Annotated in this window: 24 protein-coding genes, 4 tRNA genes and 1 pseudogene; 17 read left to right on the top strand and 12 right to left on the bottom strand. The window is 66.7% G+C overall.

Annotation, left to right across the window (positions count from 1 at the left end; genetic code table 11):
• Positions 1-154: 154 nt before the first annotated feature.
• Positions 155-712: an elongation factor P gene (gene efp, locus ACTRWB_RS12360; protein WP_047900193.1), complete on the bottom strand. Its 558-nt coding sequence runs from the start codon at positions 710-712 to the stop codon at positions 155-157.
• Positions 713-838: 126 nt separating this feature from the next.
• On the bottom strand, positions 839-2032 hold the full coding sequence (gene earP / locus ACTRWB_RS12355; RefSeq protein ID WP_446902085.1) for an elongation factor P maturation arginine rhamnosyltransferase EarP: 1194 nt from the start codon (positions 2030-2032) through the stop codon (positions 839-841).
• Positions 2033-2108: 76 nt separating this feature from the next.
• Here earP and uvrC point away from each other — a divergent pair, with 76 nt between their 5' ends.
• From uvrC to ACTRWB_RS12320, 7 genes and pseudogenes are all read left to right on the top strand, one after another.
• A complete protein-coding gene (gene uvrC, locus ACTRWB_RS12350) occupies positions 2109-4151 on the top strand; it encodes an excinuclease ABC subunit UvrC (RefSeq protein ID WP_446902084.1) in 2043 nt (680 codons plus the stop codon).
• Between the two features lie 99 nt (positions 4152-4250).
• Entirely contained in the window at positions 4251-4838 is a 588-nt protein-coding gene (pgsA, locus tag ACTRWB_RS12345) for a CDP-diacylglycerol--glycerol-3-phosphate 3-phosphatidyltransferase (RefSeq protein ID WP_011544951.1), read from the top strand.
• A 140-nt stretch (positions 4839-4978) separates the two neighbouring features.
• Positions 4979-5054, top strand: a tRNA-Gly gene (locus ACTRWB_RS12340).
• Positions 5055-5106: 52 nt separating this feature from the next.
• Positions 5107-5182: transfer RNA gene (locus ACTRWB_RS12335), tRNA-Gly, on the top strand.
• Positions 5183-5233: 51 nt separating this feature from the next.
• A tRNA-Gly gene (locus ACTRWB_RS12330) sits at positions 5234-5309 on the top strand.
• Between the two features lie 100 nt (positions 5310-5409).
• Positions 5410-5483: transfer RNA gene (locus ACTRWB_RS12325), tRNA-Cys, on the top strand.
• Positions 5484-5756: 273 nt separating this feature from the next.
• A pseudogene (locus tag ACTRWB_RS12320) lies at positions 5757-6035 on the top strand (IS66 family transposase); the annotation flags it as partial.
• Positions 6036-6967: 932 nt separating this feature from the next.
• Here the strand turns inward: ACTRWB_RS12320 and ACTRWB_RS12315 are convergent.
• On the bottom strand, positions 6968-7516 hold the full coding sequence (locus ACTRWB_RS12315; protein WP_446902083.1) for an N-acetyltransferase family protein: 549 nt from the start codon (positions 7514-7516) through the stop codon (positions 6968-6970).
• A gap of 46 nt (positions 7517-7562) precedes the next feature.
• Positions 7563-8186 (bottom strand): helix-turn-helix domain-containing protein, encoded by a 624-nt coding sequence (locus tag ACTRWB_RS12310; protein ID WP_446902082.1) that lies wholly within the window; start codon positions 8184-8186, stop codon positions 7563-7565.
• Between the two features lie 148 nt (positions 8187-8334).
• Here ACTRWB_RS12310 and ACTRWB_RS12305 point away from each other — a divergent pair, with 148 nt between their 5' ends.
• Positions 8335-8571 (top strand): ParD-like family protein, encoded by a 237-nt coding sequence (locus tag ACTRWB_RS12305; RefSeq protein WP_048249522.1) that lies wholly within the window; start codon positions 8335-8337, stop codon positions 8569-8571.
• The gene (map, locus tag ACTRWB_RS12300) at positions 8571-9377 is read left to right on the top strand and encodes a type I methionyl aminopeptidase (RefSeq protein WP_129514080.1); all 807 of its coding nucleotides are present in this window, start codon (positions 8571-8573) and stop codon (positions 9375-9377) included. Before ACTRWB_RS12305 ends, map begins: the two co-directional genes overlap by 1 nt.
• Positions 9378-9517: 140 nt before the next feature.
• On the opposite strand, the gene ACTRWB_RS12295 is transcribed toward map, so the two are convergent.
• Together ACTRWB_RS12295 and ACTRWB_RS12290 are read right to left on the bottom strand one after the other, a co-directional pair.
• Positions 9518-10021, bottom strand: coding sequence for a GAF domain-containing protein (locus ACTRWB_RS12295; RefSeq protein WP_343495589.1), 504 nt, complete (start codon positions 10019-10021; stop codon positions 9518-9520).
• A gap of 119 nt (positions 10022-10140) precedes the next feature.
• On the bottom strand, positions 10141-11058 hold the full coding sequence (locus ACTRWB_RS12290) for a LysR family transcriptional regulator (RefSeq protein ID WP_129514082.1): 918 nt from the start codon (positions 11056-11058) through the stop codon (positions 10141-10143).
• A 109-nt stretch (positions 11059-11167) separates the two neighbouring features.
• Between ACTRWB_RS12290 and ACTRWB_RS12285 the strand changes: the two genes are divergently transcribed.
• Together ACTRWB_RS12285 and ACTRWB_RS12280 are read left to right on the top strand one after the other, a co-directional pair.
• Positions 11168-12034, top strand: a complete 867-nt coding sequence (locus ACTRWB_RS12285) for a pirin family protein (RefSeq protein WP_446902081.1) — start codon at positions 11168-11170, stop codon at positions 12032-12034.
• Between the two features lie 124 nt (positions 12035-12158).
• Positions 12159-12650 (top strand): GNAT family N-acetyltransferase, encoded by a 492-nt coding sequence (locus ACTRWB_RS12280; protein ID WP_193097929.1) that lies wholly within the window; start codon positions 12159-12161, stop codon positions 12648-12650.
• Between the two features lie 22 nt (positions 12651-12672).
• Here ACTRWB_RS12280 and ACTRWB_RS12275 read toward each other — a convergent pair whose 3' ends face one another.
• From ACTRWB_RS12275 to ACTRWB_RS12265, 3 genes are read right to left on the bottom strand one after another with little or no spacing between them, the layout of a single operon-like run.
• Positions 12673-13542, bottom strand: coding sequence for a cytochrome c oxidase assembly protein (locus tag ACTRWB_RS12275; protein WP_419686728.1), 870 nt, complete (start codon positions 13540-13542; stop codon positions 12673-12675).
• A 10-nt stretch (positions 13543-13552) separates the two neighbouring features.
• On the bottom strand, positions 13553-13999 hold the full coding sequence (locus tag ACTRWB_RS12270; protein ID WP_048249512.1) for a copper chaperone PCu(A)C: 447 nt from the start codon (positions 13997-13999) through the stop codon (positions 13553-13555).
• Between the two features lie 8 nt (positions 14000-14007).
• On the bottom strand, positions 14008-14643 hold the full coding sequence (locus ACTRWB_RS12265; RefSeq protein WP_343495593.1) for an SCO family protein: 636 nt from the start codon (positions 14641-14643) through the stop codon (positions 14008-14010).
• A gap of 281 nt (positions 14644-14924) precedes the next feature.
• Between ACTRWB_RS12265 and otsB the strand changes: the two genes are divergently transcribed.
• Both otsB and otsA read left to right on the top strand, forming a co-directional pair.
• Positions 14925-15677: a trehalose-phosphatase gene (gene otsB, locus ACTRWB_RS12260; protein ID WP_412022209.1), complete on the top strand. Its 753-nt coding sequence runs from the start codon at positions 14925-14927 to the stop codon at positions 15675-15677.
• Positions 15674-17053, top strand: coding sequence for an alpha,alpha-trehalose-phosphate synthase (UDP-forming) (otsA, locus tag ACTRWB_RS12255; RefSeq protein ID WP_419686735.1), 1380 nt, complete (start codon positions 15674-15676; stop codon positions 17051-17053). The genes otsB and otsA overlap by 4 nt, the downstream gene beginning before the upstream one ends.
• Positions 17054-17134: 81 nt before the next feature.
• Here otsA and ACTRWB_RS12250 read toward each other — a convergent pair whose 3' ends face one another.
• Complete coding sequence (locus tag ACTRWB_RS12250; RefSeq protein ID WP_446902080.1) at positions 17135-18967, bottom strand: ABC transporter ATP-binding protein; 1833 nt, start codon at positions 18965-18967, stop codon at positions 17135-17137.
• Positions 18968-19531: 564 nt separating this feature from the next.
• Between ACTRWB_RS12250 and ACTRWB_RS12245 the strand changes: the two genes are divergently transcribed.
• From ACTRWB_RS12245 to ACTRWB_RS12235, 3 genes are all read left to right on the top strand, one after another.
• On the top strand, positions 19532-20596 hold the full coding sequence (locus ACTRWB_RS12245) for a glycosyltransferase family 4 protein (RefSeq protein ID WP_446902079.1): 1065 nt from the start codon (positions 19532-19534) through the stop codon (positions 20594-20596).
• A gap of 236 nt (positions 20597-20832) precedes the next feature.
• Complete coding sequence (locus ACTRWB_RS12240; protein ID WP_343495595.1) at positions 20833-21642, top strand: hypothetical protein; 810 nt, start codon at positions 20833-20835, stop codon at positions 21640-21642.
• A gap of 39 nt (positions 21643-21681) precedes the next feature.
• Positions 21682-22146: a DUF2214 family protein gene (locus ACTRWB_RS12235; RefSeq protein ID WP_446902078.1), complete on the top strand. Its 465-nt coding sequence runs from the start codon at positions 21682-21684 to the stop codon at positions 22144-22146.
• A gap of 137 nt (positions 22147-22283) precedes the next feature.
• Here ACTRWB_RS12235 and gudD read toward each other — a convergent pair whose 3' ends face one another.
• Positions 22284-23636 (bottom strand): glucarate dehydratase, encoded by a 1353-nt coding sequence (gene gudD / locus ACTRWB_RS12230; RefSeq protein ID WP_446902077.1) that lies wholly within the window; start codon positions 23634-23636, stop codon positions 22284-22286.
• Between the two features lie 362 nt (positions 23637-23998).
• On the opposite strand from gudD, the gene ACTRWB_RS12225 reads away from it, so the two are divergent.
• Positions 23999-24760 (top strand): FadR/GntR family transcriptional regulator, encoded by a 762-nt coding sequence (locus ACTRWB_RS12225; protein ID WP_129514092.1) that lies wholly within the window; start codon positions 23999-24001, stop codon positions 24758-24760.
• Between the two features lie 148 nt (positions 24761-24908).
• On the opposite strand, the gene ACTRWB_RS12220 is transcribed toward ACTRWB_RS12225, so the two are convergent.
• Complete coding sequence (locus ACTRWB_RS12220) at positions 24909-26057, bottom strand: branched-chain amino acid ABC transporter substrate-binding protein (protein ID WP_446902076.1); 1149 nt, start codon at positions 26055-26057, stop codon at positions 24909-24911.
• Between the last annotated feature and the right edge of the window lie 171 nt (positions 26058-26228).

The raw sequence follows: 26228 nt of genomic DNA, 5'->3' as shown, positions 1-26228 counted from the left end.
CCGGCGCTATAAAACAGTTACCGATGATACAAATTGAATATCTTTAGCGGTGGATTTTGTGCTTCATATGGCACTGGTTTTCGGTCGCTGTTTGCGGCAGGCAAACAAAAAGCGCCCCGAAGGGCGCTTTGTTCGATGCGTGTAACGCTGGCGATTACGCGCGGCTGCGGTATTCGTTCGTACGCGTATCGATTTCGATCTTGTCGCCGGTGTTGCAGAAGAGCGGCACTTGCAGTTCGAAGCCCGTTGCGAGCTTGGCGTTCTTCAGCACCTTGCCCGACGACGTGTCGCCCTTGACGGCCGGTTCCGTGTAGGTGATCTCGCGAACCAGGACCGTCGGCAGGTCGACCGAGATCGCCTTCTCGTTGTAGAACACGACTTCGCACGCCATGCCGTCTTCGAGGTAGTTCAGCGCTTCGCCCATCATTTCGGCTTCGACTTCGTACTGGTTGTAGTCGGCGTCCATGAACACGTACATCGGATCGGCGAAGTACGAATACGTCACTTCCTTGCGGTCGAGCACGACGACGTCGAACTTGTCGTCTGCCTTGTAGACCGATTCCTGGCCTGCGTTGGTCAGCAGGTTCTTCATCTTCATCTTGACGACGGCGGAATTACGGCCCGACTTGTTGTATTCCGCCTTGGCGATGACCCAAGCATCGCTGCCGATCTGCACGACGTTGCCTACGCGGAGTTCCTGTGCGGTCTTCATAAAAACTGTCCTGATCAAATCAAATAAATAGGTGCCTGAGCGTTGCGCAACGGCTGACGGCGCAAGCGGCGCGTTCCGGTGGACGCCAAAAGCGAGCGCTTGCCTGGTCAGCCGTCGGATAACCGCTTATTTTAACTGAGATTTTGCGTATTCCGCCAGCTTTCCGGCGAGATCGCCGACGGCCGCGAGCGTGTCGGCCCAGCGGGCCGCGTTGGTGTCCAGGGCGGCACGGTGCTGGTGCAAATCGGCCCAGTCGGGCGTGCCGGCGCCGTTCCATGCATGCCAGAACCGCTCGAGCGCCGCGCGCGGCGCGTCGGCGAGGTCGGCCGACAGGTGCGCGAGCGCGGCGTCGAGCTTCGGCAGGTGCACGTCGTCGGCCTGCGGATAGATGTGCCACACGAACGGCTTGCGCGCCCACTGTGCGCGGACGAACGAATCCTCGCCGCGCACGAAATTGATGTCCGCCACCCACAGCAGCGGATCGTAGTCGGCCTGGGGGACGAATGCGAGGCCATGTGCGACCAGGTTGCCGCTGTGCGCATGCGCGCCCGCGCCGAACGAATCGACCCCGAAAAAGCGCGCGACGGCGGGCGACACGCGGCCGGCCGGCACCAGCGCGACGACCGGCGACGGGCCGTCGCGCCACTGCGCGAGTAGTGCGTCGACGGCGGGATTCTCGTAGGCGAACAGGCTGACGACCGTCGTGCCGGGTGCCGGCGGCGCGCCGCCGGTCGCGCGCTGCCACCACGCGGCGCGTGCGGCCGGGTCGGTTTCGAAGGCCGTGCGCCGCGCGTCGAGGTCGTGCTCCTTCGGCACGCCGCCCGTGCCGGCCGACAGGCCCGGGAAGAAGAACGTCTTCAGCAGCGGGTAGCGCGGATGCGGCGATGGCCGCAAATGGAAATCAGCGACCCAGTCCTCGGCGCTCAGGTATTCGAGGTTGATCCACACGGGGCGACGTTCCCGGCGCGCCATCGCCGCGAGATACGCACCGGGCAGCTCGCACGCGAACGCCTCGATCACGACATCGGCGATCTCCAGCGCGTCGCCGACTTCCGCATGCCAGTGCTCGATCACGATCGCATCGACCGTCTGTCGCCCCGCGTCGGGATCGACCCCCGGCAGCAGGCGCGCGAACGTGCGCAGGTCGTCGACGAACAGGCGAACCTGCCAGCCGTGCTCGTGCGCGAGCTGGCGCGCGACACGCCAGCACACGCCGATGTCGCCGAAATTGTCGATCACCGTGCAGAAGAGGTCGCAGGCGATCGGTTCGTTCGGCGCGAGCGGCGTGGTGGAGAGGGGGGCAGCGGAGGTGCGTGGCATCGAAGCGGGCCGGTGAATGCTCTAAACTGGCGATTCTAATAGACCCGTTCCGCGTTACAAGGCGCCCGGATCACGCATGACATCCCCAGAAGCCTCCGATACTCCGTTCGAACCGAAGAAGATCCTTGCGCAGTTGCCGCACATGCCGGGCGTCTATCGCTATTACGACACGGCGGGTGCCGTCCTCTACGTCGGCAAGGCGCGCGATCTGAAGAAGCGCGTGTCGAGCTATTTCACGAAGACGCAGCTGTCGCCGCGCATCGCGATGATGGTCACGCGCATCGCGCGAATCGAGACGACCGTCACGCGCTCGGAGGCCGAGGCGCTGCTGCTCGAGAACAACCTGATCAAGGCGCTGGCGCCGCGCTACAACATCCTGTTTCGCGACGACAAGTCGTATCCGTACCTGAAGCTCACCGCGCACCGTTTTCCGCGGATGGCCTACTACCGCGGCTCGGTCGACAAGCAGAACCAGTATTTCGGCCCGTTCCCGAGCGCGTGGGCCGTGCGCGAGAGCATCCAGATCCTGCAGCGCGTGTTCCAGTTGCGCACCTGCGAGGATTCGGTCTTCAACAACCGCACGCGGCCGTGCCTGCTGCACCAGATCGGGCGTTGCACGGCGCCGTGCGTCGGCGCGATCTCCACGGACGACTACGCGATCGACGTGTCGAACGCCGCGCGTTTCCTGCTCGGCCGGCAATCCGAAGTGATGAACGAACTCGAGCAGAAGATGCACGCGTTCGCGGCCGAGCTGAAATTCGAGCAGGCGGCGGCCGTGCGCAACCAGATGAGTTCGCTCGCGACGGTGCTGCACCAGCAGGCGATCGAGGTCGGCGGCGACAGCGACGTCGACATCCTGGCCGTCGTCGCGCAGGGCGGGCGCGTGTGCGTGAACCTCGCGATGGTGCGCGGCGGCCGGCATCTGGGCGACAAGGCGTATTTCCCGACGCACGTCGAAAGCGCGCTGACGCTCGCCGAGGGCGGTCTCGGCGATGAAGGCGAGGTGGCGGAGGCAACCGACGCGACCGATGCGGCCGCCGGCGTGCTGCCCGACCAGCCCGCGGAAGAAACGGTCGGCGCACGCAGCGACGCGGTGGCGTCGATCGAGGCCGAGGTGCTCGACGCATTCATCGCGCAGCACTATCTCGGCAACCGCGTGCCGCCCGTGCTCGTCGTGAGCCATGCGCCCGCGAGCCGCGACCTGCTCGAGCTGCTGTCGGAGCAGGCCGGCCACAAGGTGTCGCTGGTGCGGCAGCCGCAGGGGCAGCGGCGCGCGTGGCTGTCGATGGCCGAGCAGAATGCGCAGCTTGCGCTCGCGCGGCTGCTGTCCGAGCAGGGCTCGCAGCAGGCGCGCACGCGCTCGCTTGCGGAGACGCTCAGCTACGAATGCGACGATCTCGCGACGCTGCGGATCGAATGCTTCGACATCAGCCATACGATGGGCGAGGCGACGCAGGCGTCGTGCGTCGTCTATCACCATCACAAGATGCAGTCGGGCGAGTATCGCCGCTACAACATCACGGGCATCACGCCGGGCGACGATTACGCGGCGATGCGGCAGGTGCTCACGCGCCGCTACGAGAAGATGGTCGAGCAGGCCGCGCAGGCGGCCGCCGCTGACGATGCGGCCGGCATCGATGGCGAGTCGACGCGTCAGGCCGAGGCGTCGAGCCTGCTGCCGAACATCGTGCTGATCGACGGCGGCAAGGGTCAGGTCGAAATCGCGCGCCAGGTGTTCACCGAGCTGGGCCTCGACACGTCGATGCTGGTCGGCGTCGCGAAGGGCGAGGGGCGCAAGGTCGGCCTCGAGACGCTCGTGTTCGCGGACGGCCGTACCGCGCTCGAACTCGGCAAGGAAAGCGCCGCGCTGATGCTCGTCGCACAGATTCGCGACGAGGCGCACCGCTTCGCGATCACCGGCATGCGCGCGAAGCGGGCGAAGGCGCGCCAGACGTCGCGGCTCGAGGAACTCGAAGGCGTCGGCGCGAAACGCCGGCAGCGGCTGCTCGCGCGGTTCGGCGGGTTGCGCGGCGTCGTTGCCGCGAGCGTCGAGGAACTGGCGAGCGTCGAGGGCATCTCGCACGCGCTCGCCGAACAGATCTACAAGCAGCTTCACTGACGCCGCCCGTGCGGCCGGCAGCCTGGCACGCGTTTTCGCGTTCTTGTGGCAGGCCGGTCGACACGGCACAATTGCGAATCCTTTACTGTCCCGGATGCCATGCCGTTCAATTTCCCGATTTTCCTGACGTGGGTGCGGATCGTGCTGATTCCGCTCGTCGTCGGCGTGTTCTATCTGCCGGACACGGTGATGGGCGGCGCGCACCGCAATCTCGCGGCGGCGGCGATCTTCATCCTCGCCGCGCTGACCGACTGGTTCGACGGGTTTCTCGCGCGCAAGTGGAACCAGACGTCGTCGTTCGGCGCATTTCTCGATCCGGTGGCGGACAAGCTGATGGTGACGGCCGCGCTGCTGATCCTCGTGCAGATTTCGCGGGTCGACGCGGCGATCGCGCTCGTGATCGTCGGCCGCGAGATCGCGATTTCGGCGCTGCGCGAGTGGATGGCGCAGATCGGCGCGTCGAAGAGTGTCGCGGTGAACCAGCTCGGCAAGTTCAAGACCGCGTGCCAGATGGTCGCGATTCCGATGCTGCTGTTCTACGGACCGCTGCCGCTCGGCGTCGTGACGATCGACACGCGCGTGTGGGGCGAGTGGCTGATGTATCTCGCGGCGGTGCTGACGATCTGGTCGATGCTGTACTACATGAAGCTTGCGTGGCCGCAGATTCGCGAGCGCGGCGGCGCGTGACCTGTGCCACGTACGCGTCGGCGCAGGTTTTTGGAAAAAGGGCAGGAAAAGCCCTTGACACACGAATGTGCCTTCGACATAATCTCGCTTCTCCGCTGCACGGCGAAGTAAGTGCGACGGGGAAGCAGTAGCAGCAATACGCGGGAGTAGCTCAGTTGGTAGAGCGCAACCTTGCCAAGGTTGAGGTCGCGAGTTCGAGACTCGTCTCCCGCTCCAGATTTTTCTGGCAGCGTGTTGATCGGCGAAGCGCTGCAGATGCAGGACAAATGCGGGAGTAGCTCAGTTGGTAGAGCGCAACCTTGCCAAGGTTGAGGTCGCGAGTTCGAGACTCGTCTCCCGCTCCAGGATTTTTTGGCAGCGTGTTGGTCGGCAAAGCGCTGCAGATGCAGGACAATGCGGGAGTAGCTCAGTTGGTAGAGCGCAACCTTGCCAAGGTTGAGGTCGCGAGTTCGAGACTCGTCTCCCGCTCCAAGTAATGGGGAAGCCAAGCTTCCCTTTTTATTTGATGGACCTACGGTCCTCGAATAAAAATCTGTCTCTTGCCTTCATGGCATCCGGACAGTCCGCTTTTGGCGCGATAGCAAAGCGGTTATGCAGCGGCCTGCAAAGCCGTTTAGGCCGGTTCGACTCCGGCTCGCGCCTCCAAGTAGGAAGAGAAAAAGCCCCGCTTCGGCGGGGCTTTTCTTTTTTCTGCTCCGTTTTCATTCTTGTCGGAAAGGCGCCTGGTGTGGTGCGGAGTCGCCTCCGAGCCACTCAAGAAACACGCGTAACCACGCCTAAGTCGGCTCGTTGGCCGTATCGGCGAGTTCGCGGCAGCGCATGGCGACCCTCCGGAGCGTGGGAATACATCATCCGACGTTCGAAGCTTTTCCCAGAGTCACTTTCCCAGACGTTCCAATCCGAAGAAGAGGGCGGTGTGTACTCGATGCCATCCACGCGCTGATGCTCGAGCAGTCGCCTGGTGTCCTACCGAAAAGCCTGCTCGGCCAAGCGCTGACCTACCTGCGCGAGCCATGGCCAAAGCTGCTCCGCTACGTCGAAAACGGTAGCTGGCCCATATCGAACAGCCCCTGTGAAAATTCGATTCGCCCGTTCTGTGTCGGGCGTCGCAGCGGGCTGTTCCAGCGACTTCCGCTGGCAAAGACTGTCGACGACTACGACGCGCTGCTTCCTTGGAGAATGCCGGCCGACCGTCGCAGATCACACTTCCTGCGACACCATTCACGCCATACCGGTACGCACGCTCAGAGCGACGTCCTCGATGGATCGCGTACTCCGGAGTCGCGGGATGGGTGTGTTCTGGATGGCGAGGGGCAATGCCGGCTGATTTGTCGGGTCGTGATCGATGAATTCGTCGGACAGCCAAGATCTTCGCATCCTTAAAAGGCGGGATCGCGTTGCGGTGTGAGACTGCGTCTTTCATTGACACGAGGTGCTGAACATGGAGTCAGGTCGTATTCCGGGAGGTCCTGCCAACTCACATTCGTATGCATCCGAATCCGGGAACGGGCCAGAGGTGGCCGCCCCGGCGGCGCAACGCACCCGACCATCGGCACAGGGTCCGCTATCCGGGCTGTCCCGCCGGTTACCCGGCCCGGCTGACATGGAAAGACTCGTTCCTGTCGACGGTGGGCGGTTTTTGCCGGGGCCTGACGAAATGCTGAGTACGGGACCTTTTGCGTATGCCGGACAGCAGCACCATCAATCCATGGGTTATGCGCCAGCAACTTCTGCGCCGTCGTCTGAAGCGCCGTCCGTCGCTCCGCGTCCTGTTGAAGTCGTTTATCTCGGCGCGGAACCGCCGGCCCACACGAGGCGCTCATATCGGCCGGACGCGCATTATGTGGACCGGAGCGCTTATACGGAGAATGGGAAACTGAAACCAGAGAAACTCGCCGAGATTCGCCAACTGGATAACGATAACCCCGGAGCAAGCTATGCTGCGATCGCCCGTTTGGCGCAGGTGCCGTCGTCGGCAGTCAGAAGTCTTTTGCTTCGCGAAGGACGAGGGCATGCGTCCAGGCAACCTTAGCCGATACCTGCCTGGCGGCGTGCCCGGCTGATTTTGAGCCCCGCTTCGCGGGGCTTTTCTTTTTTCTGCGTCGCGTCGCGCGCCGCCGCGCAGGCGCTCAACCATCCACCGGCTGCGCCGGCGTCTCGAGCTTCAATTGATAGAACGCCGCGTCGAGCCAGCGGCCGAACTTGAAGCCCGCTTCCGTGACCGTGCCCGAGTGGACGAATCCCAGTTTCGTATGGAGTGCGATGCTCCCGGCATTGGTCGCATCGATACAACCCACCAGGACATGCACCTGCGCTTCGCGCGCGCGCCGCACCACTTCGCGCAACAGCAACTCGCCGAGCCCGCGGCCGCGCTGGTCGGGATGCACGTAGACGCTGTGTTCCACCGTGTACTTGAACGCAGGAAACGCACGGAACGTGCCCCAGCTCGCGAAGCCGAGCAGCGTGCCTGACGCGTCCACCGCGCCGATGACCGGAAAGCCGCCCGCACGCTTCGTTGCGAACCACGTGACCATCGCTTCCGGCGGACGCGGCCGGTAGTCGTACAGCGCGGTCGAATTCACGATTGCGTCGTTCAGGATCTCGAGGATGGCCGCGGCATGCTCGATCTCGCTGCAATCGATCAGGCGCACGTCGTCGCGCTGTTTCGGGGAATTCATGGGAGCTCCTGTGGGTTTTGAACGGATCGCGCAAACGGTGCGCGCATCACGCGCTTCGCACGCCGGCCGCGGCGGGCGCATCGCAGATCACGACGACATAGCGCGCGGCATGCGGCGACGGATTGCTGAAAACCAGCGGCCGGTCGAGCCGCATGGCCAGGCAGTCGCCTTCGTTAAGTTCGTGAAGCTCGTCGCCGAACGTGACGTCGATACGGCCGCTGACGACCCACACCTGCTGATGCAGCGCGCTTTCGCGTCCGCCGCTGTCGTACGCGACGCGTGCACCGGGCGGGAAGTCGACCTCGACGAGCTGGATCGGCGACGGCCAGCCGGGCGGGGAGAGATTGCGCCGCACATAACCGGATGCCGGATCGCGCCATTCGGCCTGCTGTGCGCGCCGTGCGAGCGGCTGTGCGGGCGTGTCGTCGCGATCGCCGCCGAACAGTCCGGCCAGCGACACGCCGAGTCCGGCCGCGAGCTTGTCGAGCACGACCGCCGTCGGGCTGGCCGACGCGCGTTCGATGAGCGAGATCATCGAGCGGCTGACACCGGAACGCGCGGCTAGCGCATCGAGCGTGTAGCCTCGCAGGGTGCGCAGGTCGCGCACGCGCCGGGCAATGCGCTCGTTGATGCCGGTGTCTTCGGCAGGCGTGGTCACTGGTTCTTGCATGATGGATTTATTTTCCAGCAAACTGGAATTTGATGTCAACGGTATTTGCTGCAGCCGGATGAGGGTTCGACGGGATCCGAACGGCTTGCCTGACAGTCCCGCGCAGCGTAATATACGATTTGACTACGTTTCGTTTAATTGGGGATATATGGGCATCATCAAGATTTCCGAGCACATGCATGAACGGCTGCGCTCGACGAGCACGGCGCTGAGCCGTTCGATCAACGCGCAGGCCGAACACTGGCTGCGTGTCGGCATGCTGGCGGAACTCAATCCGGCGCTGTCCTATGGCGAGATCTGCCGGATGTTGATCGAGGCCGAAGCACGGGGCGGTGAAGTGGCGCCGGTGGAGCCGGTCGCGCACGGCATCGAGCAGGTGGCGTGATGGCGAAGCGCGAAATCCCGATCCGCGGCGCCGCAGAAATCGCCAAGTCGCGCGAAGCCGCGAAGCTCGCGTCGCAGGTGCTGACGATGATCACCGAGCATGTGAAGCCGGGCGTCACCACCGACGAGCTGGACGCGCGCTGCCGCGACTACATCGTCGACGTGCTTGGCGCGATCCCGGCGAACATCGGCTACCACGGCTATCCGAAGACGCTGTGCACGTCGGTCAACCACGTGGTCTGTCACGGCATTCCGACGTCGCGGCCGATGCGCGACGGCGACATCGTGAACCTCGATATCGCGGTGATCAAGGACGGCTGGTACGGCGACACGAGCCGCATGTATTTCGTCGGCGAACCGGGCGAGCTCGCGCGGCGTCTCGTCGCTGCGACCTATGAGGCGATGCACGCGGGCATCCGCGCGGTTCGTCCGGGCGCGACGCTGGGCGACGTCGGTTATGCGATCCAGCAGGTCGCGCACCGCGAAGGGTTCAGCGTGGTTCGCGAGTACTGCGGGCACGGCATCGGCGATGTCTATCACGACGAGCCGCAGGTGCTGCACTACGGGCGCCCGGGCACCGGCGTGCCGCTGCGGCCGGGGATGATCTTCACGATCGAGCCGATGCTCAACGCGGGCAAGCGCGACACGCGCGTGCTGGCGGACGGCTGGACGGTCGTCACGAAGGACCATTCGCTGTCCGCGCAATGGGAGCACATGGTCGTGGTGACGGAGCAGGGCTTCGAGGTGCTGACCGAGGACGCGAAGCCGCAGGCATTCGCGGCGCTTTCCGGCACGCACGCGGCCTGACGCGTGCAGTGCGCCGCGCACGGCGCCGCAATGGATCGGGCCCCGTCGCGGGGCCCGTTTCGTTGGAGGTCGCGCGGTTGCGCTTCACGCGCGATCGCGGCGACCGGCCGCGGGGCGGTCAACCGCGGCGTAACGGCCGCTTAACCGCGCGCCTTCTGCCACGCGTGTTCGACGAACACGCGGCACAGCGCTTCCATCCCTTGGCGGTCTTCGTCGTCGAAGCGCGCGGCGACCGGGCTGTCGACGTCCCACACGCCGATCAGCGTACCGTCGGCGGCCACCAGCGGCACGACGATTTCCGATTCCGATGCCGCGTCGCATGCGATATGGCCGGGGAAGTCATGCACGTCGCGCACGACCTGCGTCTCGCGCGTCTGCGCGGCCGTGCCGCACACGCCCTTGCCGAGCGCGATCCGCACGCATGCGGGCTTGCCCTGGAATGGCCCGACCACGAGTTCCGACCCGTCGAAGAAGTAAAAGCCGGCCCAGTTGAGGCGGTCGAGCGAGTGGTAGACGAGCGCGGCGAAATTCGCCGCGTTCGCGATCAGGTCGCGTTCGGATTCGACGAGCGCGCGCGCCTGCTCGACGAGCGTTGCGTATTGATCGGCCTTGGAGGCGTTGGGGTCGTTGGACAGCGTGAACATGGCGGGAAAGCGATAGGGGTTGTGAACATGCGCGATACGCAAAATGCGCGATGCGCGTACCGCAGTCTACGGCACGCGCGCGCGGTCTGCAGCGCCCGGTTGTGCGTGGCGCGGCGCGCTCAATCGGGCTCAAGTTCGGCAAACCGCTCCGCAAGAAAATCGAGCAGCGCCCGCACCGCGGGCAGCAGCCCTCGGCGCGACGCGAACACCGCATGCACGATCTCGCGGCGCGGCGCCCAGTCCGGCAGCACGGTCGCCAGTTCGCCGCGCGCGACTTCGTCGCGCACCATCATCGTCGGCAACTGCACGACGCCGACACCCGCGACCGCCGCCGCGCGCAGCGCAAGCATGCCGCCCGTCACGAAGCGCGGCTGGTGATGGATTTCCGCGTGAGCGCCGTCGGGCCCGCGCAGCCGCCACACGTGCGTGGACTGCGGCACACCGTGATCGAGGCTCGGCAGGCGCGCGAGATCGGCGGGAACGGCCGGCGTGCCGTGCTCGCGCAGCAGCGCGGGGCTCGCGACGAGGCATTGGCCGCGCTCGGCCAGCACGCGCAGCGCGAGATCGCTGTCTTCGAGCGGCGGCGGGCGCACGCGGATCGCGACGTCGATCCCTTCGCCGACCACGTCGACGCGCCGGTTGGTCGCTTCCAGATGAATCTCGACGCGCGGGCACGCGGCCATGAACGCGGCGATCATCGTGCCGACCAGCGAATCGAGCAGCACGACCGGGCAACTGACGCGCACGATGCCGCGCGGCTCCTCGTGCAGCAGCGCGATCGCTTCGTCGGCGGCATCGGCCTCGACGAGCATCGCGCGGCAATGCGCGTAATAGGTCTGACCGACGTCGGTGACCGTGAAGCGGCGCGTCGAGCGCTGGATCAGCCGCATCCCGAGCCGTTCCTCGAGCAGCGCGACGCGGCGGCTCAGCTTCGATTTCGGCATGTCCAGCGCGCGCCCGGCCGGGGCGAAGCCGCCGTGTTCGACGACCTGCACGAAGTAGTAGAGATCGTTCAGATCCCGCTCTTTATCGTTCATGAAATGGAACGCTGAGTGCGATTTTGGCAGTCTACCGGATCGATCGTTCCACCTCTATATTCCTACTCAGGATGCGAAACACGTGTTTCGCCGCAATTTGGAGAGGGCAATGAAGAAGATCCAGGGTGTGTACAGTGCGCCGCGCGGCCATTGGGTCGGCGACGGTTTCCCGGTGCGTTCGATGTTCAGCTACCAGTCTCACGGCACGCACCTGAGCCCGTTTCTGCTGCTCGACTACGCGGGCCCCGCGACGTTCGAGCCGGCTGCGGCACCGCGCGGTGTCGGCCAGCATCCGCACCGCGGGTTCGAAACGGTGACGATCGTCTATGACGGCGAGGTCGCGCACCGCGACTCGACCGGCGCGGGCGGCACGATTGGCCCGGGCGACGTGCAGTGGATGACGGCCGCGAGCGGAATTCTGCATGAGGAATTCCACTCGGAGGCGTTCACGAAGCGCGGCGGCCCGCTCGAAATGGTGCAGTTGTGGGTGAACCTGCCCGCCGCGGACAAGATGGGTGCGCCCGGCTACCAGACGCTGCTGAACGCGGACATCCCCGTGGTCGAGTTGCCGGACGGTGCGGGGCGTGCGCGGATCATCGCGGGCGAACTCGACGGGCGGCGCGGCCCGGCCCGCACGCACACGCCGATCGACGTGTGGGACGTGCGGCTCGTGGCAGGCGGCCATGCGCGGTTCCCGGTCGCGGAAGGGCGCACGCTCGCGGTGGTCGTGCTGAGCGGCACCGTGCAGGTGAACGGCGAGACGGTCGCCCGCGAAGCGCAGTTCGTGCAACTGGCCCGCGACGGCCGCGACGTCGAGATCGAAGCGAACGGCGACGCGAAGCTGCTGATCCTGAGCGGCGAGCCGATCGACGAGCCTGTTGTCGGTTACGGGCCGTTCGTGATGAACTCGCAAGCGGAGATCCGTACCGCGATCGAGGATTTCAACAGCGGCCGCTTCGGCCAGATGCCGGCATGACGGACAGCCCCGCGTAATGCGGGGTTTTTTTTGCACGCGGGCGGGCGGTCGCCTGCTGTGGGTGCTTCGAGGCATAATCAACGGTTGCCGCGCGCCGGCCGGCGCGCCCGAATCAGGACCGCACATGAACGCATCCGCACCCGCCGCATCCCCGAGCGCCGACGATCTCGACTGGCGCTGGAAATCCTTCGACGCGCTGACGGCGCGCGAAATCTATTCGATCCTCGAAGCGCGCAGCGCCGTGTTCGTCGTCGAGCAGAACTGCGTGTATCGCGACATCGACGACGCGGACCAGGCCGCGTGGCACCTGGCCGCGTTCGATCCGGCGGGCCGCCTGGCCGGCTATCTGCGCGTGCTGTTGCCCGATGCGCAGCACACCGACGTGCGCATCGGCCGCGTGCTGACGACCGCCGCGTTTCGCGGTGCGGGTCTCGGCAACGGGCTGCTGTCGCGCGCGCTCGAGCATATCCGCGCGCAGTGGCCGGATACGCCCGTGAGCCTGCATGCGCAGGCCCACTTGCAGCGTTTTTACGGGGCATTCGGCTTCACGCCGAGTTCGGACATCCACGACGAGGACGGCATTCCGCACGTGTGGATGAGCAGCGCGCGCGCGTGATTGTCCACGCGCCGCGCCGCAGTCAGTGCGCGGCGTGCGCCACCGGCGGCTTGTCCGCGCGCTGCACGGCCCGTTCGTCGATCAGGCGTCCGCGTGCGGACAACCTCAGCCAGTGCCGCAGCGCGATCAGCGCGCCGATCACGCTCATCATCGATCCCGGAATCCACAGCAGCAGGCCGCCGATCTGCTGGTCGCGCAGCGGGCTCAGCCACGTGAAGGCGCGGCCGCAGATCGAGTAGATCGGATACAACTCGTGCGGCGTGAAGAAGATCAGCGCGCCGAGCGCGATCTGCGGCGGGATCGCCGCGACGACGATCAGGATCCGGCGGCCCGGCGACAGCCGCGCGGGCGGCGCCGGGCGCGGGTCGACGACGAGCCACCAGAACAGCAGCCCGTCGATCACCATGCTCCAGTTCATCACGCGATAGAGACGCCAGTCGAGCATCGCGATGAAGTGGATCGGCGACAGCAGCCAGAAATAGATCAGCCCGACGAACAGCACGACCGCGACGACGGGATGGAACACCACGTTGAGCGTCGCGCGCACGGGCGCCCACGCGAGCGCCGGACGCACGAAGCGTTGCCGCCAACTGAACGGGATGCCTGCGCGAATCGCCGCGCCCGGATAGGACAGCGCGATGAAGAACGGCCCGAGGTGGTGCAGCACGAGGTGCTGCGCGCGGTGCAGGAAGAACTCGTGCTCGAAGAAATAGTCGAGCCGCGTATGCAGCGCGATGTAAAGCGCCGTCAGCCCGAACCAGAACGAGAACTGCCGCAGCGGCGACACCTTCGCCTTCTTCACGCCTCGCGCGAACAGCACGGCGGCCGTCAGCACCGCGATGACGACGGTCGGCGACGGTTCCCACGGATCGAGCCAGTACAGGAGGTTCATCGCGCGCGGATCACTTTGCCTGGGCCGGCGATTTCACGGCAAACGGTGCATCGACGGTTTCGCCGTCGGAGAATTTCAGGCGCAGGTGCACGGTATCGCCGGGCTTGATCGCGTGCTTCGGCTCCTCGAGCATGAAGTGATAGCCGCCCGGTGCGATGTCGACCTTGCCGCGCGCGGGGATCGTCAGCTTGTCGACCATTTCCATCTTCTGCGTCGAGCCGTTCGAGACGGTCTGGTGCAGCATCGCCATCCCGTAGTCGGGGCTGTCGACGTCGACGAGATCGACCGGCTTGTCGCTGGTGTTCACGAGCGTCACGTAGCCGCCCGCGGGCAGCTTGTTCGGCAGCCAGCGCACCCACGCGTTCTGCGCGGTGATCGCGCCGGCGGCATAGGCGTGGGCGCCGGCGCACAGCGCGGCGAGGAGGGCGAACGTCTTGAGTGTCGTCTTCGTCTTCATGTCGGAATTCAGGTCGTGGAGGCGGTGTCGATGATCCGGCGCACATCGGCGGCGATGGCGTCGGGCGAGTCGCGGTCGGTCGCAAGCAGGCGCGCACGGCCGGTCGCGTCGAAGATGTAGACGGCCGAGCTGTGCGTGACTTCATAGCCGCCGGACGGATCGCGTTTTTCCATCTGGTACGCGACGCGATAGCGTTTCGCGAGCGATTCGATCTGGCGGTCGGTGCCGGTCAGGCCGCGCGCATGCGCGGCGTCGAACGCGGCGACATACGACTGCATCGCCTGCGGCGTGTCGCGCGCGGGATCGACCGAAACGAACAGGATGCGCACGTCGTTCGCCTGCGGACCGAGCTTCGCGAGCACTTCCATCAGCCGCGCCATCGTTTCGGGGCAGACATCGGGGCAGTGCGTGTAGCCGAAGTAGACGAGCGAGATGCGGCCGTGGAACGCATCAGCGTCGACCGGATGGCCGTCGCCGCCGGTCAGCGTGAACGACAGGTCGGGCAGGTGGCCGGTGACGTTGGTCAGGTTCCAGCGCGGCTCGTCGTGCGTGCACGCGGCGAGCGTCACGGCGGCGGCCAAGGCAGCCGCCGTGCGGATGAAGCGGGACAGGCGCCGGTGCGGCGCGGGACAGGCAGACGACATCCAGGGGCTCGATCGGACGGAAGGGGACCGGCCGGCACGGCGCCATGCGTCGCGCGGCAGGCGGTTGCGACTGTAGCGCAATTCGCGCGCCCGCGTCCTTTCGAAACCCGTACGGCGCGGGCGAGCGGGGCAATATGTCGCAGTTGACGCGGCTCGCGGCGCGAGGCTTGCGATGCACCGGTTTCGCCCATTTCGATGCGCAGGCACGGTAAGATGCGCACAATTCCATTCGCGCAGCGGCGGCCCTGCCTTTACCGGCCGACCCTCAGACTATCGAATCGATGCAATCCGTTCCGGCTTCCCTGTCCCTGACCGATACCGCGTTCTTCTTCGACTTCGACGGCACGCTCGTCGAACTGGCGCCGACGCCCGACAGCATTCACGTTCCGCCGTCGCTGCTGACGCTGCTCGACGAGCTGCGGCGCCGCTCGCACGGCGCGGTCGCGATCGTGTCCGGGCGCGGCATCGACAACCTCGACACGTTCCTGAAGATGCCCGACCTGCCGATCGCCGGCCTGCACGGCGCGGAGCGCCGCGATGCGAACGGCGACACGCAGCGCATCGGCTTCAACGACGAACGTCTGCTGCGCATCGAGCGCGAGCTGGCGGGGGTCGTCGACCGTCATCCGGGCATGCTGCTCGAAATCAAGGGCGCGGCCGTCGCGCTGCACTACCGCAACGCGCCCGAGCGCGAGGCGGCCGCCCGCGAAGCGGCCGAGCGCCTCGTCGCCGACTATGCCGATGCGTATGTGCTGCAGCCCGGCAAGATGGTGTTCGAGATCAAGCCGAAGGGCGTCGACAAGGGGCGCGCGCTGGCTGCGTTCCTCAACGAACCGCCGTTCGCGGGCCGCACGCCGCTGTTCGCGGGCGACGACCTGACCGACGAGAAGGGCTTCGCGGTGGTCAACGCGCGCGGCGGCCTGTCGATCAAGGTTGGCGCGGGCGAGACGTCCGCCCGCACGCGGCTCGAGTCGGTCGACGCGCTGCACGAGCAGATCGCGCGCTGGCTCGGCACGGGGCAGCCTGACGCATGAGCCGGCTCATCATCGTTTCAAACCGCGTCGCACCGATTTCGGAAGGCGAACCGGCGGCGGGCGGCCTCGCGATCGGCGTCTACGACGCACTGAAGGAGACGGGCGGCATGTGGTTCGGCTGGAGCGGCGAGGTGGTCGCATCCGGCGCGCCGCAGATCCGCATCGAGGAGCGCGGGCCCGTGACGTTCGCGACCGTCGGCCTGTCGCGCCGCGATTACGACCAGTACTACCGCGGTTTCTCGAACGCGACGCTGTGGCCCGCGTTCCATTACCGCGCGGACCTGATCCAGTACGATCGCCACGAATTCGACGGCTACCGCCGCGTCAACGTCTGGCTGGCGCGGCAGCTCGTGCCGCTGCTGCAGGACGACGACGTGATCTGGGTGCACGACTATCACCTGATCCCGTTCGCACGCGCGCTGCGCGAGGCCGGCGTGAAGAACCGCATCGGCTTCTTCCTGCATATCCCGTTTCCGGCCGCGCAGGTGCTCGTCAACGTGCCGCCGCACCGCGAGCTCGTCGAGTCGCTGTGCGCGTTCGACCTGCTCGGCTTCCAGACCGAGCCGGACCTGCGCGCGTTCTGCGATTACGTCGAATTCGAGGCGGGCGGCGAGGTCGAGCGCGACGGGCACACGGTGCGCGTGCGCGCGTTCGGCCAGACGCTGCGCGCGGCCGCCTATCCGATCGGCGTGTATCCGGACGAGATCGCGTCGCTCGCGCAGGCGGGCGAGCAGGGCAAGGCCGTGCGTACGCTCGCGACGTCGCTGCGCGGGCGGCAACTGATCATGAGCGTCGACCGGCTCGATTATTCGAAGGGTCTCGTCGAGCGCTTTCGCGCGTTCGAGAAGCTGCTCGAGCACCAGGCGTCGATCCGCAACCGCGTGTCGTTCCTGCAGATCGCGCCGTCGACGCGCGCGGACCTGCGCGCGTACCAGGACATCCGCCTGCAGCTCGAAGCGGAGTCGGGGCGCATCAACGGACGCTACGCCGAACTCGACTGGGCGCCGATCCTCTACATTCACCGCCAGTACGACCGCCAGGTGCTGGCCGCGCTGTACCGGCTCGCACGGGTCGGCTTCGTGACGCCGCTGCGCGACGGGATGAACCTCGTCGCGAAGGAGTACGTGTCCGCGCAGAATCCGGACGATCCGGGCGTGCTCGTGCTGTCGCGCTTCGCGGGTGCTGCGCGGGAGCTGACGGGCGCGCTGATCGTCAATCCGATCGATATCGACGGGATGGCCGATGCGCTGTCGCAGGCGCTGACGATGCCGCTCGCCGAGCGGCGCGCGCGTTATGCGGACATGATCGCGCAGCTTCGCGAGAACAACGTGTCGGTGTGGCGCGACAACTTCCTGCGCGATCTGCAGCACGTGTAGCCTGCTGGCGGCTCCCGGCGCAATAAAAAAGCCGCAGTGCATGAAGCACTGCGGCTTTTTTGTCGGCTGCGCGCGGACGCGTCAGGCCGCGCGTTCGCCGGTCGGCGTGCTGCCGTCGGGTGCCGCGTGATGGCGGCCGTGCTGCTTCGCGAGCAGGTCGCGATACAGGCCGGGGCGGCTGCGCAGCACGTCGGGGCTGCCGTCGTCGATCACCTTGCCGTTGTTCATCACGATGATCCGGTCGAAGTTGCGCAGCGTCGACAGGCGGTGCGCGATCGCGATCACGGTGCGGCCGACCATCAGGCGGTCGAGCGCGCTCTGGATCGCTTCCTCGGATGCGCTGTCGAGTGCCGACGTCGCTTCGTCGAGCAGCAGGATCGGCGCATCCTTCAGGATCGCGCGCGCGATCGCGATGCGCTGGCGCTGGCCGCCCGACAGCTTGACGCCGCGGTCGCCGACGATCGTGTCATAACCTTCCGGCATCGCCTCGATGAACTCCGCGCAGCGCGCGTCGCGCGCGGCGGCGAGCACTTCGTCGCGGGTCGCGTCGGGGCGGCCGTACGCGATGTTGTCGTAGATCGTCCGGTGCAGCAGCGAGATGTCCTGCGGCACGAGCGCGATCGCGTGGCGCAGGCTGTCCTGTGTGATCGCCTTCACGTCCTGGCTGTCGACCTTCACGACGCCATCCTGCGTGTCGTAGAAGCGCTGCAGCAGCGCGAGCACGGTCGACTTGCCGGCGCCCGACTTGCCGATCAGGCCGACGCGCTGGCCCGGTTCGATATGGAGGTCGAAGTGGTCGAGGATCGCGCGGCGGTGCGGATACGCGAACGTCACGCGCTCGAAATCGACGCGGCCGCCCTTGGCCGACAGCGGCTGCGCGTCGGAGTGGTCCTGCATCCCGTGCGGCTCGAGCAGCGTCTTCACGGCTTCGGACAGGCGCGCGATGTGCTGCGTGACATCGACGAGCGCGACCGCGAGATCGCGCGTGCCGTGCAGGATCGTGAAGCCGAGCGAGCTGACGAGCACGATGTCGCCCGACGTCGCCTGGCCTTGATCCCACAGCCACAGTGCCCAGCCGAGCAGGCCGGCGGACAGCATCGCGGTGATGACCGCGTGCAGCAGGCGCAGCTTCTCGAGGTAGAGCAGGCTCTGCTGGCGCGCGTCCATCTCGGCCTTGATCGTCGCGCCGAAGCGCTTCTGTTCGCGCAGCGTCATCCCGAACGCACGCACGAGGCCCATGTTGCCGATCACGTCGACGAGCTCGCCGTCGACGGCCGCGGCCTTCGCCGCGAACGCATGGTGGCGAGCCGAGCCGCGCCCGGCGAGCTTGAACAGGATGACGGAGAGCACGGCCGAGCAGCCGAGCAGGCCGGCGGCCATCAGCGGATTGACGACGATGATCATCAGGATCGCGCCCATCACCGCGATGCACGGCGGCAGCACGTTCCAGGCCATCGTGTTCTCGGACGTGTAGACCGCGTTCGACGTGGCGGTGATGCGGCTCGCGAGCGTGCCGGGCTGCTTTTCCGAGTAGTAGGTCGGCGAATGGCCGATCAGGTACTGGAACAGGTCGCGCCGCAGGTCGCCGGTGACCGCGACGAACGTGTGCGCGGCGACCCAGCCGCCGACGCGCCACAGCAGGTTGTCGGCCGCGATCAGCCCGACGAGCAGCGCGAACGCGCTCCACAGCGGGCCCGGATGATGGCGCCCGGTCGCCAGCACGTCGATCAGGTGCTTGATCGCGTATTGCGAGCCGAGCGCGCAGCCGACGGCGGCCAGCACGCTGCAGAGCACGATGAGGTGTGCGACAGGATGGAGGCGGATGTAGCGGAACAGAAACGCGATCGGCCGGTGCGCGTAGCTCGACAGCTTCGCGTTGTGGGCGTTGCGCTGGGCAGGGGTGAGAGATTCCAAAATATGCGTGCGGTGATTCGGTGATTGAGCGTGGCGGCGGGATCGCTTGCCGGCGTTCGCCCGGACTGAATAATCCGGCATTGTAAACAAGGCCGTGCGTCGCGCTGCGCGAATCTTGCCTTGGCCAGGGGCTCGCGATCGATTTTGAGATAAAATCCGGCATCCCGTCCTGCCGCATGTGCCGGAATCGCGCTGCCGGCAGCCACGGGTGACAAGGGACGCCAAAAGGGCCTTCCACTCTAGAACGGACACCCAAGTCCGCGGGTTGCAAAGTGTTGCACCTTTGTAACAAAGTAAAGTGTTTGAAATGTTGTGCGCCGTATCGGGATTAACCCTAGATAATCGGCTCCGGGTTCGATTCCAGGTTTTTTACGAACCCCTGTCAACGGGTCTTCGTTTCAAACGTTCTATGCCTGTCGCGTCGCCGACGCTCCTTGAGCAGCGTGGGTTCGACGCCCCCGGCAGGCCGATTCGTCCGATCATCGGACGAAATGCCTCCAGCCCGGACCGCCGGCAGGTTGCCGACCCATACCTGGTTTTTAGCCGATTTTTTAGGAGTTACGCATGCGAATCGCCCAAATCGCTCCGTTGCACGAAGCGGTGCCCCCGAAACTGTACGGTGGTACCGAGCGAGTGGTGTCCTACCTCACCGAAGCACTTGTCGAGATGGGGCATGACGTCACGCTCTTCGCGAGCGGCGATTCGCAAACCTCCGCGAAGCTCGAAGCCTGCTGGCCGCAGGCGCTGCGCCTCGACCCGACGATCCGCGACGTGATGGCACCGCACATGCTGCTCCTCGAGCAGGTGCGCCGCCGCGCGGAAGAGTTCGACGTCTTGCACTGCCACATCGACTACTACCCGTTCTCGCTGTTCTCGCGCCAGCCGGTCCCGCATCTGACGACGATGCACGGCCGTCTCGACCTGCCGGAACTGCAGCCGATCTTCAACGCGTTCAGCGACGTGCCGGTCGTGTCGATCTCCGACAACCAGCGCATCCCGCTGCAGCAGGCGAACTGGCTGTCGACCGTCTACCACGGCCTGCCGGAAAACCTGCTGACGCCGATCCCGAACGTGAAGCCGAGCTATCTCGCGTTCCTCGGCCGTATCTCGCCGGAGAAGCGCGTCGACACGGCGATCCGCATCGCCGAGCAGGCCGGCCTGCCGATCAAGATCGCCGCGAAGCTCGACAAGGCTGACCGCGCGTACTACGAAGAGAAGATCAAGCCGCTGTTCGCGCTGCCGCACGTCGAGTACATCGGCGAAATCAGCGAGTCCGAAAAGACCGAATTCCTCGGCAACGCGCACGCGCTGCTGTTCCCGATCGACTGGCCGGAGCCTTTCGGCCTGGTGATGATCGAGGCGATGGCCTGCGGTACGCCCGTGATCGCGTTCAAGCGCGGCTCGGTGCCGGAAGTGATCGACAACGGCGTGTCGGGTTTCGTCGTCGAAGACGAACTGTCGGCCGTCGCGGCGCTCAAGCGCCTCGATACGCTGCCGCGCGAGAAGGTCCGTGCCGCGTTCGAATCCCGCTTCTCGTCGAAGGTGATGGCGCAGAACTACGTGAAGGGCTACGAAGAACTGCTGCGCCAGAAGCGCCGCACGGTGCTCCGCGAAGTCAACGCAAACTGATTGCGGGCCGCCGCCGCGCTGCGGCGCGCGGCCTTCATCGACGCCCCGTCCGGGTTCCCGGCGGGGCGTTGTCACATCTGCGGCGCGGATCTGTTGTATTCTCGCCGCGCCCGACACCGCGAACACCCTCCGAAGCGGCCCGGCACGCCATCCTGCCGTCTGTCCAGACGGTAATGTCCCTATAATGGCCGTGCCGTGAAATCCGGCCCCGCACGATCATCCAGAGGAGAGCAGTCTTGGCGAGAACGAAAACCACGCGCGCAGCGCCGGCCCCCGGCGCCGGTGTGATCTTCGCGTTGCGCGCGATCGGTCTCGTGCTGCTCGCGCGCTGGCTGTTCTCGATGTCCCAGATGGGCTATCGCTCGTCGCTGTCGGCGATGGTGTCGTCGCCGTGGGCGTTCGTCTACCTCGTGCTGATCTTCCTGCTGCTCGCGCTGCCGGGCGCCGTCGCGCGCGCCGAGCGGCCGTTCCATCCGTTGCCGCAGTGGCTGCGCCAGGCGCTGCGCGTCTTTGCGCTGATCGGTTTCCTGTTCGCCGTCTGGTCGATCGGCATGTTCGCGTGGGCGGCCGGCTGGCGCGGCGCGCTGCATGCGGTGACGGCGACCAACGGCTGGCTTGTCGCCGCGCCGGCGCTCTACGCGGCGATCGTCTGGATCTGCCGTCCGCGGCCGCTGTGGCGGACCAATGTGGCGGCACGCCGCTTCGCGGTCGGCCGTTATGCGATTTCGCTGGACGTGCTGACGCGCACCGCGATCGTCTGGATGGAAAGCCGCAAGGTCGGCCAGTACGACGCGCGCGAGCTGTCGGTGCGCTGGCCCGGCCGGGCGGCGCCCGCCACGGGCGAGCAGGCTGCGCAGGACGTGCCGCCTGCTGCCGTGCCGCCGCGCCGCGGCGGCCTGTTCCAGCGGCCGAAGGTGGAACTGCTGTGGGATTCGCCGGCGGCCGTCGGCCATAACCGGCAGATCGTGATGCGCGCGCCGCTCGCGACCGAGGGCGACCGCGTCGCGGTGCTCGCGCTCGACGCGGCGCTCAAGCAGATCGTCTGACAGGGCCCGCGCACCGCGTGCGGGCGACAAGGAGGCACGATGATCGTCCGTTGGTTGCTGGCTGCCATTCACCTGAGTGCGTTCGGCGTCGCGTTTGCCGCGATCGTGGGGCGCAACCGCGCATTGCGCCGGCTCATCGCGTCGGCGCAGGCGGCCGACCTGCCCGGTGTATTCAAGGCTGACGCTGCCTGGGGGCTGTCGGCGCTCGTGCTGATCGTGACGGGCCTCACGCGCGCGTTCGGCGGTTTCGAGAAAGGCACCGCGTACTACCTGCACGAACCGCTCTTTCACCTGAAGATGACCGCGCTCGTGCTGATCCTGCTGCTCGAGGTCGTGCCGATGCTGGGGCTGATCCGGTGGCGCGTCGCCGCGCGGCAGCAGCAGATGCCCGATATCGGCCGTGCGCGCACCTATGTGCGGATCGGCCATTGGCAGGCGGTGCTCGTGATCGTCATCGTGTTCGCCGCGTCGGGGATGGCGCGGGGGATTGGGGCGGCCGGCTAGGTCTGGCCGGGTAGGTGCGGCCGGCTAGGCGTGGCCGGGTAGGTGCGGCCAGCTAGGTCTGGCCGGCTAGATCCGACCCGCCACGCGCGGCCAGCCAGACGTGACCGGGCGACCTTGCCGCCCGGCCTGTCCCGTACTCAGCGCACGAGGCAAGGGCGCTTGTTGTTGAACGTCCACCCCGGAATCAGATACTGCATGGCCGCCGCGTCGTCGCGGGCGCCGAGGCCGTGCTGCTTGTACAACTCGTGCGCGACCGCGACGGCGTCCATGTCGATGTCGATACCGAGCCCCGGCCGCTTCGGCACTTCCACCAGCCCGTTCTCGATCTTCAGCGGCTCGCGCGTCAGCCGTTCGCCGTCCTGCCAGATCCAGTGCGTGTCGATCGCGGTAACCTGGCCCGGCGCGGCGGCCGCGACATGCGTGAACATCGCGAGCGACACATCGAAGTGGTTGTTCGAATGCGAGCCCCACGTGAGACCCCAGTCGCGGCACATCTGCGCGACGCGCACCGAGCCCTGCATCGTCCAGAAGTGCGGATCGGCGAGCGGGATGTCGACGGCCTGCAACTGCACCGCGTGGCCCATCTGCCGCCAGTCGGTCGCAATCATGTTGGTCGCCGTCGGCAGCCCCGTCGCGCGGCGGAATTCGGCCATCACCTCGCGGCCCGAGTAACCGTTCTCCGCGCCGCACGGATCTTCCGCATAGGCGAGCACGTGATGCTGGTCGCGGCACAGCCGCACGGCCTCGTCGAGCGACCACGCGCCGTTCGGATCGAGCGTCACGCGCGCATCGGGGAAGCGCTCGGCGAGCGCCGTCACGGCCTCGATCTCGCCGGCGCCTTCGAACACACCGCCTTTCAGCTTGAAGTCGTTGAAGCCGTAGCGCGCATGCGCGGCCTCGGCGAGCCGCACGACCGCCTCGGGCGTCAGTGCCGGTTCGTCGCGCACGCGCGTCCAGTCGTCGGTCGCGCCGCTGCCGTCGCGATAGGACAGGGCGGTCTTCGTGCGGTCGCCGATGTAGAACAGGTAACCGAGCATCTCGACGCGCTCGCGCTGCTGGCCCTCGCCGAGCAGCGCGGCAACCGGCACGCCGAGGTGCTGGCCGAGCAGGTCGAGCAGCGCGGCCTCGAGCGCGGTGACCGCGTGGATCGTCGTGCGCAGGTCGAAGGTCTGCAGCCCGCGGCCGCTCGCGTCGCGGTCGGCGAAGGTGCGCCGCACGTCGTTGAGCACCGCGTGGTAATTGCCGACCGGCTGGCCGACGACGAGCCCGCGCGCATCGTCGAGCGTGCGGCGGATGCTTTCGCCGCCCGGCACTTCGCCGACGCCGGTCCGGCCCGCGCTGTCCTTCAGGATCACGAGGTTGCGGGTGAAGAACGGACCGTGCGCGCCGCTCAGGTTGAGCAGCATGCTGTCGTGGCCGGCGACCGGAATCGCTTGCAGGTCGACGATGCGCGGCGTGTCGTGGGAAGGCGAGGCAGTGACGGCGTTCATGGGCGGCGATGGCGAAAGGGTGGGCAATGCCGTGCGGCAAAAGCTTTGCCGCGCGCGGCGGGAGGTGCGATCATTCGACAACCGACGTGCGCGGCGCGCAAGGCCTGCATGTCGACAGCAACCCGGAACGGGGTGGAAGCGACAACCGAACCAGCGGAGCGCGGAACGCGAACGCTGGCTGATCGTAAGGCATGGGACCGGGCAGGCGCTGAAATGCCGGCTTGAGTCGACAGGAGATCCGTGCATCGATCATCAGTCGTCGGATGACTTGTGACGCAGTATAATGAATCATCGGCTTTCGCTCAAACCCCGCGTAAACCCTCGGCCCACATATTACGATCATTCAAAAAGGAACCGGCCTCATGTCCGTGCCTACGTTTCCCGCAGCGCCGCGCCGTCGCGCACGCAGCCTCGCACAAGATGTCGTCGACGCGCTGACCGCGCAGATCGAAAACGGCACGCTGCGTCCCGGCGACAAGCTGCCGACCGAAACCGAAGTCATGGCGGCGCAGGGCGTGAGCCGTACGGTCGTGCGCGAGGCGATCTCGCGGATGCAGGCGAGCGGCCTCGTCGAAACGCGCCATGGCATCGGCAGCTTCGTGCTGGAGCCGTCGCGCCGTCAGACGCTCGGCATCGATCCCGCGACGATCACGACGCTGCGCGACGTGCTCGCGGTGCTGGAGTTGCGCATCAGCCTCGAGAGCGAGTGCGCGAGCCTCGCCGCGCAGCGCGCGAACGATACCGACCTCGCCGCGCTGCGGCGCGCGCTCGACGCGATCGCGACGGGCGCGGGCGGCGGCCGCGACACGGCGCAGCTCGACTTCCAGTTCCACCTGCAGATCGCGCAGTCCACCGGCAACCGCTATTTCGTCGACATCATGTCGCAGCTCGGCACGTCGATCATCCCGCGTACGCGCGTGAATTCGGCGCGCTTCGCCGGTGACGATCTCGAGCGTTATGTCGGCCGGCTGAACCACGAGCACGAGGATATCTACGAGGCGATCGCGCGCCACGACCCGGAGGCCGCACGCGCGGCCATGCGCACACACCTCACCAACAGCCGCGAGCGGCTGCGCCGCGCGCACGAGGCGGCCGAAGCCGAGCGCGACACGCAGGCCAGCTGACGCGCCGGGCTGCGAGGCCTGCGTTGCCGCTGGCTTCGCCCGATCGCCTGAATATCAGTCGTCATATAAGATCGATGTAGCTTCATCGATCCGCAGGGCCGGGCGGCGTTACCGCCGCCGGCCGCCGCCACCACCACCGATAGGCTGATCAGCCTCCCTTGGTCACGATCGTCTTCCACGCACCGCTCTTCACCTGGTACAGCGTCGACATCCCGCTCTTCAGCGAGCCGTCGTTCGCGAACGAGATGCGGCCGGTGACCCCTTCGAAGTCGATCTTCTTGAGCGCCGGGCGATAGACCTTCGGGTCGGTCGAGCCGGCCGCCTGCATCGCCCTGATTGCCGCCCAGGCCGCGTCATAGCCGAACTGCGCGTACGACAGCACGTCGACGCCGAAGCGCTTCTTGAAGCGCTGTTCGAAGTCCTTGCCTTGCGGCAGCTCGTCGAGCGGCTGGCCGTATTCCCACGCCATCGCGCCTTCGGCGGCCGGGCCCGCGATCTTGATGAACTCGTTGTCCTTCACGCCGCCGCCGCCGACGAACTGCGCGTTCAGTCCGAGCTGGCGCATCTGCTTGATGAAGTTCGCGGCGAGCGAATCGAGGCCGCCGAAGAAGATCAGGTCGGGGTTCTTGCCCTTCAGGCTCGTGATCTGCGCACGGAAGTCGACCGCCTGGTTGCTGGTGAACTCGCGGCCGATGATCGTGCCGCCGGCGGCCTTCACGGCCTTCTCGAACTCGTCTGCCTCGCCCTGGCCGAACGCGGTGCGGTCGTCGATGATCGCGATGCGCTTCGCCTTGGTCACGTCGACCGCGTACTTGCCCGCGTTGCCGGCGTTCTGCCCGTCGGTCGCGATCACCATGAACATGTTCGCGAGCCCGCGCGACGTCAGTGTCGGGTTGGTCGCGGCCGGGTCGATCACCGGAATGCCGGCCTTGTCGTAGACGACCGACGCCGGAATCGTCGTGCCCGAGTTGAAGTGGCCGACCACGACCGACACGTTCTGGTCGACGAGCGCCTGCGCGGCCTGCACGCCGATGCGCGGGTCGGCCTGGTCGTCCTGCACGACGAGATTGAAATGCACGGGCTTGCCGGCGATCTGCACCTTCTGTGCGGCGGCATCGTCGAGCGCGAGCTGCACGCCGTTCTGCAGATCCTTGCCGTAGCCGGCGTTCACGCCCGTGAGCGGCGCGGCGAAGCCGACTTTCACGTCGGTTGCGTCGGCGGCCCAGGCGGCCTGTTGCGAGAGGAGGGCAAGCGCGGATGCAATCGACACCGACAGCAGGGAATGGCGGAATTTCATGTTGTTCCTCTTGTTCGACACCTGCGAGTGGGTACCGCACGCGCTCGTGCGAGCCGGGCGCGTGCGACGGGCGGGCGGTTCGACCGCTTCTCGGAATCGGGCGGGGAGGTCGGCATCGTGCGCCTCGGAAGAATCTCCCGTCAGGCTCTACGAAGAGCCCCGATCGCCTCG

The sequence above is a fragment of the Burkholderia sp. YIM B11467 genome, assembly GCF_052952715.1.
This window is presented reverse-complemented; position numbering and strand designations above follow the sequence as displayed.